We start from the raw sequence: 13,140 nt of genomic DNA, 5'->3' as shown, positions 1-13,140 counted from the left end.
CACCGTGCTTCAATGAAATACGCATGTTGTCCTTTACAAATATTTTAAAGGAGTAAATTAATCTTTCTTTTCTTCTTCCGGAACTTCCAAAATCATTTGGTGAATCTTATCCAAAAGGTCCATTTCCTCAAAAGGTATAATTTCAATTAACTTCTCAAGCACACCGCTTACAGCATTAGGAACATTCCGAACCGTACCCACACCTTCGCTATCTGCTTCAAGAGCAACGACTGACACCTTGATTACATCAATTAAAAAATAACTCAATTCTGCGTAGCTGTTTACAGGAATTTCTACTGTCGCTTTTCCTTTTCGATTTTTACAAGGCTTCAACACCTGAAAACTATTCTTTGCGAAGTCTTTTAATTCTTCAATCGATTTTATTTTATCATTTTCCATAATTCAAGTAGTTTCGTTTATAGCTTCATTTAGTAATTCTTGTCTTTCCAACTCCTTAGCCGCCAATTTATCAGCACGCTCCACAAACTCAAGGTAACGGTTATTTAACACTTCATAATCAAAATATTGCACATCATCAATAAACCCGTAACGTAGCGAAGTAGTATGCCCGGAAAGTATTTTTAGTAACTCTCTGTCTTTCTTGGTGACACGCGGAAATATTTCAGCCGTTAGTGGTGAAAAATATTCACACAATTCAAATAAATATTGCAAAGCAAATTGATTTGGCGAGTAACCAAGAAACAACCGTATCAATCCAAGACAAGTTTGCTCAATTACCAAATGCATCAAATACACATGTAATTTTGTAGCACCGCCGCCATCCAATCCTTCTGCATCCATCAAAAATGCTTTAGTTCGGTCTCTTTGCATGACATACATTTTAGCCGACTTTAAGTTCCGAGTTGGCGTTTCTTCAAAAGGTAAAAATGGTGGGTTGGTTGTCTCCTGATACAGTAATGTACCGCGTTGCAAAATCTGATAAAAAAAGTGCTGTTGGTCTCCTGCCTTTTGATGGAGTGACTTTTTGGTATGCATCAATATTGTAACTGTAGAACCACCGCCAGTGTTTTCCTTTATCATTTGAGCAACGTTGCCAAGTACATCATTTTGAAACTGCTTCACTATCAAAAACAGGTAATAGTGGGTACTTTCGAATTTCTCATTGTTATCAACCATTATTGAAATCTCCGTTGAGGTATGTCTAGTTTTTTGCCCAAAACAATACAGGGCTGATGTTTCAATTGTATCAGTAATAATCTTAGTAATCAACTTCAAAGGATTCCTATCTTCAATAGTAATCAAAGGACTTTTGCTTCTAGCAAATTCATAGCGGCATCTACAAGTACATTCTTTAAAAAGCCGGTTGACTTCAGTACGCAGCCGTTCTTTTTTAGCTTCAGCTGATTCGATAATTTCAGTAGAGAGTTCCGGAATATCATAGCCACTTTGTACTGCATAGCACGCAGCATTGAGTAGTTCTAAAAGCTGCATTTCCTCGTCAACTTCACTATTAAAAGTCTTGGCCAGTTCTTTAGAAAACATGCCTACATGCCGCTGATGAATTTTCAGGTCGTGTTCAACAAGCCATTCACCCGTTAGGAAATTTTCCGCAGCAATAAAAAGCCACCGGATATTTTGGTGTATGTTGTAGGCTGCTTGTAAATGATCCTCACGCCGTTGGTAATATTTAAGATTGATTCCCAAAACAAAAGCCGAATAATCCGCACTCTCAAATTTACTTTTCGCCTTTTTTAAAAAACGTTTAGGTTTGAGCCGCTCGACAAAATTAAATTCCGTACTTCCCTCAGTGCTGTAAACCAAACTGTTTTTGGTACAATGCATTGCAAAAAAGGGATTACCATCTTTCAATTCATCCTTTACCCAGTTGGCATCAAAAATCCGAAATGAGAATTGCGGAAAAGCTTCAAAAACTTTCCAATAATTATCGTTGAGGTCGTCCCACGAATGTGGGCTATCCTCTCCAATTATTACCATAATTATTCCGGCATTAAGGTCTTCTTCTATGTGAGGCGAAAAATAAATAGTATTGGCGTTTGAAAACGCCAACATAAGCTCAATAGCTTTTTCAAGTTCTGCCTGTTGCGGATGGTCTTTTTTGATTAAAGTGTTGTGATACATAATTTTAAAATTGAATGTTACTAAATTGATTTTAAATTTCCACTCTTTGTTTGTCTGGAATTTATATTGAGTTTTTTTTTATTAATAGCTTGATTGTCTGTTCATTTCGATTAGCAATTTAGAAATCCCTATAGTGCAAAAAAAACAACCATGTATTCAATTCCCGAATTACACATGTCTAATTCGCGAATTACATACCTTTAAAAATTTATTGATTTTCAAGTTTCGCCTGCTTTACTAATTAATCTGTTTTGATACATAATTCTTGATTTTTAGTGTGAAACATATCTGAAAAATTGTACTTTTGTTATAGCATCAAAGTAAAAAAGACTGTTTTATGTACCGAATCATTTTTTACTGTATTGCACATTAAAATTTTATGTTTTTTACATTTACAACGTTTCAATCACAATTAATATCTTTGAAGTATGACACCAACCAAAAATCACATAGGCCGAAAAATCAGTCGCATCCGCGAACTAAGAGATATGAAACAGGAAGCTTTAGCACAAGCTATGGGAACAAATCAACAAGCTATTTCTATTATGGAAAATAGCGAAACTATTGATGAAGAAAAATTAGTGGAAGTAGCAAAAGCACTTGGTGTCACACCCGAGGCTATCAAAAATTTCTCCGAAGATGCTGTGATTAATTATTTCAATAATATTTACGATAATGATTTCAGCCATAGTAGTGGTGCATTCGGCCATTATTGCACATTTAATCCTCTTGATAAGTTAATTGAAGCTTACGAGGAAAATAAAAAACTTTATGAGCGCCTATTGGAAGCTGAAAAGCGTAATAATAATTAATTTGTACTATATACAAATACCACAAGATTAAGGCCGCTAAGCGGCCTTTTTTGTTTGGGAGAGGACTGCACTTTAACAGTTTCAATAGTAACAAACCCAATTAGAGTATGCTACATTATTGAGTATCCACGGTAAAGCACAAGCATTTAACAAATTTTTAATGAAGAATTGATGCCATTTGATTATTTTTGTATTGTTTTAAATTTGTAAATGAAAAAATACCACTTTATATTAATTGTATTATTAGGCATATTCCTTATGCCTGATAATGCTATAGCCTGTGGTAGTGGAAAAGAAAAAAAATCCTGCAAAAAAGAAATGTCTGCTGCTAAATCATGTAAAAAGAGTTGTTGCGGTTCCGATGATTCCAAGGATAAAGACAACAAAGGTTGTGAAGGCAATTGCGGTCATTCAAAATGTGGATGTTCTTCAACCTGCCCACCCTCTTCAGTGAGTTTTCTATCAGAAATTAATTTTAAAGTCACCATGTTTAACTATTCTTCAATCGGGAAAGTTAAATTTTTATATGCAACACCATCAATCTCAGATGGTTTTTATTCCATTTGGCTGATACCTAAAATAAGCTAAATCCCCTTTTTGACAGCCATAAGTGTGTCAAATTCATAGCGTTTGCTATACAATTTACAACAGTTTTAGAATACCCATTACCACACCATAATTTGGTTTGTAATACCATTTCTTTCACAACTGTTATTCATTCAAATTTATTTTATCAATCAATCAAGGTAAATCACTTTGATTACTTAACATTATTTAAAATGAAAAACTCATTTATAAAAATAATGGTAGCAGCTGTAATGTTGCTATCAACTTCAATTCATGCACAAATTAAAAACGCCAAAACCGAGACGGTTAAAATTTATGGTAATTGCGGAATGTGCGAAACCAAAATCGAAAAAGCAGGAAACATCAAAAAAATAGCTAATGTCGATTGGAACCATGATACTCAAATGGCAACGATAACTTATGATGCTACCAAAACAAATCAAGACGAGATACTCAAAAGAATTGCATTAGTAGGTTATGATAGTGACAAGTTTCTTGCTCCGGATGATGTATATAATAATCTTCACGGTTGTTGTCAATATGATAGAGTAGCAAAAGTTCCTGTAAAAGAAGAAAACAAAACTACTGCTGGCAACGATGACCATTCCAATCATGGAAATCATTCTGAAACAACTACGGCAGTAATTCAAAATGAAAATCAATTAAAAGCGGTATTTGATAATTATTTCTTATTGAAAGATGCTTTGATAACCTCCGAAGGGACTAAAGCTGCTGCAGCGTCAAAAGAACTTTTAACAGCCGTAAATAATGTCAAAATGGAAAAACTTGATATGGAAGTGCACATGGTTTGGATGAAAGTTTTAAATCCGATAAAAGAAGATGCAGAACACATCGCCGATACAAAAGATGTAAAACACCAACGTGATCACTTCACTACATTATCCAAAGACATTTACGCGTTGATCAAGGTTTCTAAATATGAAACTCCGGTTTACTATCAATTCTGTCCTATGTTCAACGATGGTAAAGGTGCCAATTGGTTAAGCAAAGAAAACGCTGTAAAAAATCCATACTATGGGGCAATGATGTTAAACTGTGGAAAAACAATAGAAACAATTAAATAATTAAAAATGAGAAAAGTTGTTTTCGCGCTTTTTCTTCTGGTGAATATCATTAATGCTACTGCACAGATTAAAATTGGTGATACAATACCATCAATTATACTAAAAAGTAATAGTAACAACAATGTAAACACCTCATCTTTTAAAGGGAAATATGTGCTTGTCGATTTTTGGGCATCTTGGTGCGCACCTTGCCGATTGGGTAATAAAAAATTAGTGAAGCTGTACAACGAAGTTAGTTCAGGTAAAATTGAAATAATTGGAATATCAATCGATACCGATGCCAATAAATGGCTAAAAGCAATTGAAAAGGATAAAATAAAATTCACTCAATTGATAGACCCAAAGGGATTTGATGCCAATGCAGCATTACTATTCGGTGTAGAGGAATTACCATCCAAATACCTATTTAATCCCGAAGGGATCCTAATAGCAAAAAATCCAACTGAAGAAGAAATAATAAAATTAATAAAACTGTAAAATGAAGATAATTAATAAAGCGCATATAATAGTGGCATCAATCGTTTTGATGTTCTCAATAAAAAGTAATGCACAAATAGTAAAAGCCGAGATCAGGGCAACAGGTTTGACCTGTTCTATGTGCTCGAATGCCATAAACAAACAGCTAAAAACCCTGCCTGAAGTCGTTAATGTAGAAACCGATTTAAATAGCAATACGTTTACTGTAACACTAACTGAAGGAAATACATTAAGCCCGAAAGTGTTTAAGGAGAAAGTGGAAAAAGCAGGTTTTTTTATTGGAACATTAGTATTGACAGCAAAACCCAAAACCTTAACGCAAAGCTCTTACATTTTGGTTAATGACAACTCGGTAAACGGCAACGAAATACAATTTCAGGTAGTAGACAAAGGCTATGTGACAGAAAAGGAATTCAAAAAATTATCCAAATCATATAAGAATGTCGAAACTTACGCTTCAGGCAATGAAGATGATTTCCACATTAAAATTCTAAATTAATGAGAAAGGTTATTTTAATTCTTATTGCATTAAGTTACCAAAATATTTTTAGCCAGGAGTTATTCGTAGTAACTGATCCGGCTAGTAATGTTCCGGCGAATTCTTTGGCTGTTAATGTGATGCAGTCACTTTTCAAGGAAGAAATGAAATCAGGCTATAATTACCATTTCATGCCCGAAGTAACTTATGGCCTTAACAAGAATATTATGTTTCGGGCTTCTGCTTTTATAAGTAACCGAAGCAATAACCTCGTTACTGAGGGAGGTAGTTTTTATACAAAATATCGCTTCTATTCCTCCGATGACCTCAACAGTCATTTCCGAATGGCAGCTTTTGGTAGGTATAGTTTCAATAATGCTGACATTCACCAGGAACAAATAGAAATCTTAGGACACAATACTGGTTTCGAAGGAGGGTTTGTAGCCACAAAGTTGATAAAAAAACTGGCAATAAGTTCGTCCGTAAGCTTTGAAAAAGCATTGGATAACAAACCAGATTATCCATTTCCCGATAATATGGGCGACAATGCTACCAATTATACGTTATCATTTGGTAAACTGATGTATCCTAAAAAATATACCAGTTTCAAACAAACAAATATTAATCTAATGGTAGAATTTGTCGGACAGACCATTAATGAAAACGGCAAGTCGTATCTTGACGTTGTGCCGGCAATACAATTTATTTTCAACAGTCAGGCGCGATTAGACCTGGCATATCGCCAAGAACTAATCAGTTCAATGGTACGTTCAGCACCAAATGGCTTTTACTTCAATCTGTACTACACTTTCTTTGATTTAACCAATAAAACGAACAAAAAATAATTAAAAACAATATATCATGAAAACACTTTTTTTAACAGCTCTTTTAGCGATAACAATAGTATCGTGCAACAATAAAGCTAAAGAAACAGAAACCAACTCAACAGAGACCAACTCAACAGAGACCAACTCAACAGAGACCAAAGCAAATTCAAACGAATTATTTGCCTGTCCTATGCACCCCGAGGTACAAGGCAAACTGAATGATAAATGTTCTAAGTGTGGCATGGATTTAACCGAACCTGTTCCAGAAAAAAAGGAAGAAAGTAAATAATACCTAATTTTGGGTAAAAGCTAAAATTAACCTTGTTATCTGTTTAGCAAGGTTAGTTTACATTTTTAAATAAAAAACACTTTACTATGAAACTCTACGTCAAGAATATGGTATGCAGTCGCTGCAAGATGGTAGTAAAATCTGTATTTGAAAATATGGGCATTAGCCCTATGACAGTTGAATTGGGTGAGGTCGAATTGAAAAATGATATTCAGGAAAGTCAAAAAAATGAATTACTGAAAAATCTTCGGGCGGTTGGCTTTGATTTAATTGATGATAGGAAGAGCAAAACAATCGAAAAGATTAAAACATTGATCATTGATTTGGTTCAGAATAAAAACAATGATTTAAAAATAAATCTTTCAGAGTTTCTATTCCAACAGCTTCATCAGGACTATAATACTTTGAGCAATCTTTTTTCCGAGGTAGAAAACACAACAATTGAAAAGTACTTTATCAACCTAAAAATTGAGAAAGTAAAAGAATTGATTATTTATGATGAACTCTCATTAAGCGAGATTGCCTATTCTTTAAACTACAGCAGTGTTTCTCATTTAAGCAACCAGTTCAAGAAGATAACCGGATTTTCCCCAACCTATTTCAAGAATTTAAAAACTATAAAACGCAAACAAATCGACGATTTGTAAATCTTGCAAATCAAACCCAAAATTGTGCAAATGAAACAAGCAGTTATGACAGAAATTTGTATTAAAATAATATAAAAGATGATACATACTTACAGCATTACTGGGATGACTTGCGATGGTTGTCGCTCTAAAGTCGAGAAAGCATTGAATACTATTGATGGTATTGAGGCAACAGTTTCATTAAATCCATCCATAGCAACCATAACAATGGATAAGCACATTCCAACAACACAGATGCAGGAAGCATTAACCGCCGTTGGAAAATACACCATAGAGATGACTACCGGTAAAATCAACGAGCATGCAGCAACCGGCGAGACCTCCGAAAAATCCTGTTGCTCAATGCATTCCCATGATCATAAAAAAGAAACTATTATACCAGGCAATGCACAAGGAAAATATTATTGTCCAATGCATTGCGAAGGCGAAAAAGTATATGACAAAGCAGGTGACTGTCCGGTCTGCGGCATGGATTTAGTCAAAGCACCGGAGCTAACGGTTAGTAAAGCATTATATACTTGCCCAATGCATCCCGAAGTAATTAGCGAAACTCCAGGTTCATGTCCTATTTGCGGAATGGATTTAGTACCTATGGAACCCAGTGACACCGAAGACCAAAAGACCTATAAGGATTTGGTAAAAAAAATGAAAATTGCGGTTGTATTTACTGCTCCCATTTTCGCCATTGCAATGATAGAAATGGCACACAACAATCCTTTATTGCAACTAATGGATGCGGGTAAATGGAATTGGGTGCAACTACTACTATCACTTCCTGTGGTTTTTTATGCCTGTTGGATATTCTTTGTCCGCGCATGGAAATCAATTATTACTTGGAATCTGAATATGTTTACCCTTATCGGAATTGGTACGGGAGTAGCATTTTTATTCAGTCTGGTCGGAATGTTTTTTCCGGATATTTTTCCAAGTGAATTTAAGACCGAACACGGAACAGTACTTTTATACTTCGAAGCGACAACAGTTATTCTGACTTTGGTTTTGTTAGGACAATTACTGGAAGCAAGAGCACACAGTCAAACCAGCGGAGCTATAAAGGAATTATTAAAACTCGCACCTACCGAAGCTACCTTGGTTATTGATGGTGGTGACAAAGTAATCTCAATCCACGACATCAAAAAAGGCGATTTATTAAGGGTAAAACCGGGAGATAAAATTCCCGTTGACGGAAAAATAACCGATGGTGAAAGCAGCATCGATGAAGCAATGATTACCGGAGAACCAATTCCGGTAGATAAAAAGAAAGACGATACGGTTATTGCAGGAACAATTAACGGTAACAAATCTTTTGTGATGGTAGCCGAAAAAGTAGGTTCCGAAACCTTACTTTCGCAAATCGTACAAATGGTAAATGATGCTTCTCGTTCACGTGCTCCTATTCAGAAATTAGCCGACAGCATAGCCAAATATTTTGTCCCAATCGTTGTGATTATTTCGGTAATCACCTTTTTAGTTTGGGCAAAGTTTGGTACGGAACCGGCATTAGTATATGGGTTCATAAATGCCATAGCAGTATTAATAATAGCATGTCCTTGCGCTTTAGGTTTGGCAACGCCTATGTCGGTTATGGTTGGCGTGGGCAAAGGCGCACAATCGGGAATTTTGATAAAAAATGCCGAAGCTTTAGAAAATATGAATAAGGTCAATGTGCTAATTACAGATAAGACCGGAACCATTACGGAAGGGAAACCATCTGTCGAAAAAATTTATGCAGCTAATAACAACGAAGATGATTTGTTACAGAGCATTGCTTCTTTAAACCAACACAGCGAACACCCATTAGCACAGGCTGTAGTCAATTATGCTAAATCAAAATCCATTGCTGCAATCGAGGCAAAAGATTTTGAAGCCGTTGCCGGAAAAGGGGTTACAGGAATTGTAAATAATAAAAAAGTAGCATTAGGAAATAAAAAACTAATGGAGCAAGTCAAAGCAACCGTTTCTGACGATTTGGAAAGCAAAATCATTGCCGAACAAAAGCTCGGAAAAACAGTGTCATACATTGCCGTTGATGGTATTGCAGTGGGCTTTATATCCATTTCCGATGCCATTAAAAAATCAAGTGCTGCAGCCATTAAAGAGTTGATGGAACAAGGTGTCGAAGTAATTATGCTCACCGGTGACAATGAAAACACAGCCAAAGCAGTTGCGGATCAATTGGGGCTAACATCATACAAAGCAGGATGCCTGCCCGAAGACAAACTCAACGAAATTAAAAAATTACAGGAACAAGGCAAAATTGTAGCCATGGCAGGCGATGGCATAAACGATGCTCCGGCTTTAGCACAAGCCAACATAGGAATAGCTATGGGAACCGGAACAGATGTAGCTATAGAAAGTGCCAAAATCACTTTAGTAAAAGGAGATTTACAGGGTATAGTAAAAGCCAAGAATCTAAGCCATGCCGTTATGAAAAACATTAAGCAAAACCTGTTTTTCGCTTTTTTCTATAATGTGCTTGGGGTGCCAATAGCAGCAGGGGTTTTATATCCGTTTTTTGGAATATTACTTTCACCAATGATTGCCGCTTTAGCAATGTCTTTCAGTTCAGTATCTGTGATAGTAAATGCATTAAGATTAAGAAGTTTAAAACTCTAACAATTAATAATAACACGAATGAAGCTAACAAATAATATAGATAAATTAGGAACAATAGGAATGTTCTTTACAGCAGTGCTTTCTCCTTGCTGTTTCCCACTTTTTGCATTTGCAGCATCTGCTTTAGGTTTAGGCAGCTTTGAACTTTTTGGAGGCTGGACAATGTGGATTTTTCAAGGCATGGTTCTAATTTCCATTATTGGCTTTTTTCTTTCCTATCGCATCCATAGATGCTTATATCCTTTGTTGATAGCTATTCCGAGTACATTAATCATTTTTTACAGCTATTACTTTTGTGATAATGATTATCAGTCCTATTTTTTATATACTGGTATGTTTGGGTTGCTGATAGCTACAATAGTCAATTATTATAGAAACAAACTTCACTATGGTTGTAATACATGCACTATATACAACGGTAAATCAGTAGAGCTGAAATCAAAAATAACATGCCCACATTGCGGCCACAAAAAAGAAGAAATGATGCCTACTGATGCTTGCCAATTCTTCTATGAATGTGAAAACTGTAAAAAAATAATAAAACCTAAACAAGGCGATTGTTGCGTTTACTGTAGCTATGGTACTGTAAAATGCCCTCCAATCCAATCAGGTGATAAATGCTGTTAAAATATAAAGCCGTTTAAAATGAAAAAAATAACATTACTATTCATTCTCGCAATGTATTCTTTTGTCGAGGCAAAGGATATCAAAAGTGTAGGTTTACAAAATGTACAAACTTTTTACACTTGTGTTATGCATCCCGAAATCCATTCACCCAAACCGGGTAAGTGCCCAAAATGCGGAATGGCTTTGATAAAAGAAAAACCAAAAGCGGTTAAGCCAAAAGCAACTACAAAACCAAAAGCCGTCGTTCCCATTAAAAAGGAAACACCTAAAAAGGTTAAGTCCGATTCCATAGGTAAAATAGATTTGCATCAGGGTCATGACATGAAAAATATGGAAAAGGCAGCGGCTAATCCTCCTGCAAAAAAGAGAGTGATAAAAGATGAACCTCCAAAAATAGTCCGGTACGATTTATATGTTCGGGATACTGTGGTAAATTTCTCCGGCAAATCAAGAAGAGCGATAGCAGTAAATGGTCAGATACCAATGCCAACGTTAACTTTTACTGAAGGAGATACCGCAGAGATTTATGTCCATAACGAACTCGATGAAGAAACATCATTACACTGGCATGGATTGTTTTTGCCCAATAAGGAAGATGGTGTGCCCAATCTTACCCAAATGCCCATAAAGCCACACAGCACCTATAAATATTCCTTTCCAATCCGCCAGCATGGCACGCACTGGTACCATAGTCATTCCGGATTGCAGGAACAAATCGGTATGTATGGATCGTTTGTAATGAATAAAAGAAACTCCGATCCCAATTTTCGGGAAGGAATCGATGACCTTCCAACCATTCCAATTGTGTTAAGCGAATGGACCGATATCAATCCCGAGAATGTCCACAGGATGCTGCACAATGCCTCAGATTGGTTTGCCATAAAAAAGGGCACAACACAAAGTTATGGGGAGGCCATCAAACAAGGTTATTTCAAAACTAAGATTGTCAACGAATGGAAACGTATGAACGCCATGGATGTGAGCGATGTGTATTATGAGAAATTTTTAATCAATGGAAAAAATGAGAGCCAACTTTCACAGTTTAAAGCAGGTGATAAAGTAAGATTGCGCGTGTCTAACGGCGGCGCTTCCAGCAATTTTTGGTTGACCTACGCAGGAGGCAAAATTACCGTCGTCGCCAGTGATGGTAATGATGTTGCTCCTGTTGAGGTAGATCGTTTGCTAATCGCCGTTTCTGAAACTTATGATGTTGTCCTGACCATTCCTGCAGAAAACACATCCTATGAATTTTTAGCAACACCCGAAGACCGAACAAAATCCACTTCCCTATACATTGGTAGCGGTATCAAACAACTTATTTCACCATTACCAAAACTCAAATATTTTGAAGGGATGCAAATGATGAATGATATGATGAAGATGAATGGAGATTTGGATGACATGGGAATGAAGATGTCCTTGAACCAAATGGACATGAACGCCGTAATGTATCCCGAAATTACAGGCCCGCAAGAAAAGAGTTCCGAAGAAATGCCTATGGATAGGAATGATAAAAACGAACCTTCCACCGGGCATGATAGTCACAATATGGCAAACAAGTACAATCCCAATGAACTTGCCGATATCGTAACATTAAATTATGCGATGCTAAAATCACCAACAAGCACTGCACTATCAAAAGATGCTCCGGTAAGGGAACTCAAATTTGAGCTTACAGGGAATATGAATCGCTATGTTTGGAGCTTGGATAACAAAGTCGTTTCGGAATCTGACAAAATCCTGATTAAAAAAGGAGAAATTCTACGCATTGTTTTGCATAACAATTCCATGATGCGGCACCCAATGCACCTGCACGGTCACGATTTTAGGGTAATTAACGGACATGGTGATTATGCGCCTTTGAAAAATATCATCGATATCATGCCAATGGAGACAGATACTATTGAATTCGCCGCAAGCGAAGACGGAGGCGATTGGTTCTTTCACTGTCATATTCTATACCACATGATGTCCGGTATGGGAAGGGTTTTCTCTTATGAAAATTCACCTCCAAACCCCGAAATACCAAATCCAAAATTGGCACAGCGAAAATTATTTGCCGATGACAGAAAGTTTCATTTCATGGCGGAAAATGATTTTGCCACTAACGGAAATGACGGTATGATGATGCTTGCCAACACACGTTGGAGCATTGGCACAGAATGGAGGTTGGGATATAATAACATGCACGGTTATGAAACTGAAACCCATATTGGGCGCTATATTGATAAAATGCAATGGATTATGCCATTTATAGGCTTCGATTGGCGCTACAGGGAAATGGAAGATGGTGAAATGGAAAGAAATGTATTTGGACAATCCAACACAAAAGACAAACGTTCTGTTTTCAGTACCGGTTTAGAGTACACTCTGCCGATGCTTATAAAAGCACAAGCTGAGGTGTTTACCGATGGTAATTTCCGGTTTCAGTTAGAACGAATGGACATTCCGGTTTCCAAAAGAATACGAATGGATCTAATGTGGAATACCGATAAAGAATACATGGCAGGCCTACGGTATATAATTGCAAGAAATTTTAGTGCCAGAACTCATTACGACAGCGATATGGGATTTGGCGTGGGCTTAAACTTAAATTACTAAAAAAATCAATATAT

Annotated in this window: 13 protein-coding genes and 1 pseudogene; 12 read left to right on the top strand and 2 right to left on the bottom strand. The window is 36.4% G+C overall.

Going from position 1 to position 13,140, the window contains the following annotated elements:
• Positions 1–57: 57 nt before the first annotated feature.
• Together ACK4R1_RS00720 and ACK4R1_RS00715 are read right to left on the bottom strand one after the other, a co-directional pair.
• Positions 58–399 (bottom strand): hypothetical protein, encoded by a 342-nt coding sequence (locus ACK4R1_RS00720; RefSeq protein ID WP_409682246.1) that lies wholly within the window; start codon positions 397–399, stop codon positions 58–60.
• Positions 400–402: 3 nt separating this feature from the next.
• A complete protein-coding gene (locus tag ACK4R1_RS00715) occupies positions 403–2,100 on the bottom strand; it encodes a hypothetical protein (protein WP_409682243.1) in 1,698 nt (565 codons plus the stop codon).
• A 428-nt stretch (positions 2,101–2,528) separates the two neighbouring features.
• On the opposite strand from ACK4R1_RS00715, the gene ACK4R1_RS00710 reads away from it, so the two are divergent.
• The 12 genes and pseudogenes from ACK4R1_RS00710 to ACK4R1_RS00655 all read left to right on the top strand — a co-directional run bounded on the left by ACK4R1_RS00710 (position 2,529) and on the right by ACK4R1_RS00655 (position 13,126).
• The gene (locus ACK4R1_RS00710) at positions 2,529–2,912 is read left to right on the top strand and encodes a helix-turn-helix domain-containing protein (protein WP_409682240.1); all 384 of its coding nucleotides are present in this window, start codon (positions 2,529–2,531) and stop codon (positions 2,910–2,912) included.
• A gap of 210 nt (positions 2,913–3,122) precedes the next feature.
• Complete coding sequence (locus ACK4R1_RS00705) at positions 3,123–3,500, top strand: hypothetical protein (protein WP_409682237.1); 378 nt, start codon at positions 3,123–3,125, stop codon at positions 3,498–3,500.
• A gap of 191 nt (positions 3,501–3,691) precedes the next feature.
• Entirely contained in the window at positions 3,692–4,564 is an 873-nt protein-coding gene (locus ACK4R1_RS00700; RefSeq protein ID WP_409682235.1) for a DUF3347 domain-containing protein, read from the top strand.
• A gap of 6 nt (positions 4,565–4,570) precedes the next feature.
• A complete protein-coding gene (locus ACK4R1_RS00695; protein WP_409682232.1) occupies positions 4,571–5,041 on the top strand; it encodes a TlpA family protein disulfide reductase in 471 nt (156 codons plus the stop codon).
• A 1-nt stretch (position 5,042) separates the two neighbouring features.
• Positions 5,043–5,540, top strand: coding sequence for a heavy-metal-associated domain-containing protein (locus ACK4R1_RS00690; RefSeq protein WP_409682230.1), 498 nt, complete (start codon positions 5,043–5,045; stop codon positions 5,538–5,540).
• Positions 5,540–6,364, top strand: coding sequence for a hypothetical protein (locus ACK4R1_RS00685; RefSeq protein ID WP_409682227.1), 825 nt, complete (start codon positions 5,540–5,542; stop codon positions 6,362–6,364). The genes ACK4R1_RS00690 and ACK4R1_RS00685 overlap by 1 nt, the downstream gene beginning before the upstream one ends.
• Positions 6,365–6,380: 16 nt before the next feature.
• On the top strand, positions 6,381–6,635 hold the full coding sequence (locus ACK4R1_RS00680; RefSeq protein ID WP_409682224.1) for a heavy metal-binding domain-containing protein: 255 nt from the start codon (positions 6,381–6,383) through the stop codon (positions 6,633–6,635).
• Positions 6,636–6,721: 86 nt separating this feature from the next.
• Entirely contained in the window at positions 6,722–7,282 is a 561-nt protein-coding gene (locus tag ACK4R1_RS00675; RefSeq protein WP_409682222.1) for a helix-turn-helix domain-containing protein, read from the top strand.
• 78 nt (positions 7,283–7,360) lie between these two features.
• Positions 7,361–9,898, top strand: a complete 2,538-nt coding sequence (locus tag ACK4R1_RS00670) for a heavy metal translocating P-type ATPase (RefSeq protein ID WP_409682219.1) — start codon at positions 7,361–7,363, stop codon at positions 9,896–9,898.
• Positions 9,899–9,916: 18 nt separating this feature from the next.
• Positions 9,917–10,255: pseudogene (locus ACK4R1_RS00665) on the top strand (MerC domain-containing protein); the annotation flags it as partial.
• A 51-nt stretch (positions 10,256–10,306) separates the two neighbouring features.
• A complete protein-coding gene (locus tag ACK4R1_RS00660; protein ID WP_409684031.1) occupies positions 10,307–10,525 on the top strand; it encodes a GDCCVxC domain-containing (seleno)protein in 219 nt (72 codons plus the stop codon).
• An 18-nt stretch (positions 10,526–10,543) separates the two neighbouring features.
• Positions 10,544–13,126 carry a multicopper oxidase domain-containing protein gene (locus tag ACK4R1_RS00655; protein ID WP_409682216.1) on the top strand — a complete coding sequence of 861 codons (2,583 nt, stop codon included), beginning with the start codon at positions 10,544–10,546 and terminating at the stop codon, positions 13,124–13,126.
• The last annotated feature ends 14 nt before the right edge of the window (positions 13,127–13,140 follow it).

It is taken from the genome of Flavobacterium sp. (assembly GCF_046293665.1).
Classification (GTDB): domain Bacteria; phylum Bacteroidota; class Bacteroidia; order Flavobacteriales; family Flavobacteriaceae; genus Flavobacterium.
This window is presented reverse-complemented; position numbering and strand designations above follow the sequence as displayed.

Excerpts from the sequence above, each read along its gene's own strand:
- ACK4R1_RS00685 (WP_409682227.1), top strand. The coding sequence starts at position 5,540 with ATGAGAAAGGTTATTTTAATTCTTATTGCATTAAGTTACCAAAATATT.
- ACK4R1_RS00695 (WP_409682232.1), top strand. The coding sequence starts at position 4,571 with ATGAGAAAAGTTGTTTTCGCGCTTTTTCTTCTGGTGAATATCATTAAT.
- ACK4R1_RS00705 (WP_409682237.1), top strand. The coding sequence starts at position 3,123 with ATGAAAAAATACCACTTTATATTAATTGTATTATTAGGCATATTCCTT.
- ACK4R1_RS00700 (WP_409682235.1), top strand. The coding sequence starts at position 3,692 with ATGAAAAACTCATTTATAAAAATAATGGTAGCAGCTGTAATGTTGCTA.
- ACK4R1_RS00720 (WP_409682246.1), bottom strand. The coding sequence starts at position 399 with ATGGAAAATGATAAAATAAAATCGATTGAAGAATTAAAAGACTTCGCA.
- ACK4R1_RS00710 (WP_409682240.1), top strand. The coding sequence starts at position 2,529 with ATGACACCAACCAAAAATCACATAGGCCGAAAAATCAGTCGCATCCGC.
- ACK4R1_RS00675 (WP_409682222.1), top strand. The coding sequence starts at position 6,722 with ATGAAACTCTACGTCAAGAATATGGTATGCAGTCGCTGCAAGATGGTA.
- ACK4R1_RS00670 (WP_409682219.1), top strand. The coding sequence starts at position 7,361 with ATGATACATACTTACAGCATTACTGGGATGACTTGCGATGGTTGTCGC.
- ACK4R1_RS00715 (WP_409682243.1), bottom strand. The coding sequence starts at position 2,100 with ATGTATCACAACACTTTAATCAAAAAAGACCATCCGCAACAGGCAGAA.
- ACK4R1_RS00680 (WP_409682224.1), top strand. The coding sequence starts at position 6,381 with ATGAAAACACTTTTTTTAACAGCTCTTTTAGCGATAACAATAGTATCG.
- ACK4R1_RS00690 (WP_409682230.1), top strand. The coding sequence starts at position 5,043 with ATGAAGATAATTAATAAAGCGCATATAATAGTGGCATCAATCGTTTTG.
- ACK4R1_RS00655 (WP_409682216.1), top strand. The coding sequence starts at position 10,544 with ATGAAAAAAATAACATTACTATTCATTCTCGCAATGTATTCTTTTGTC.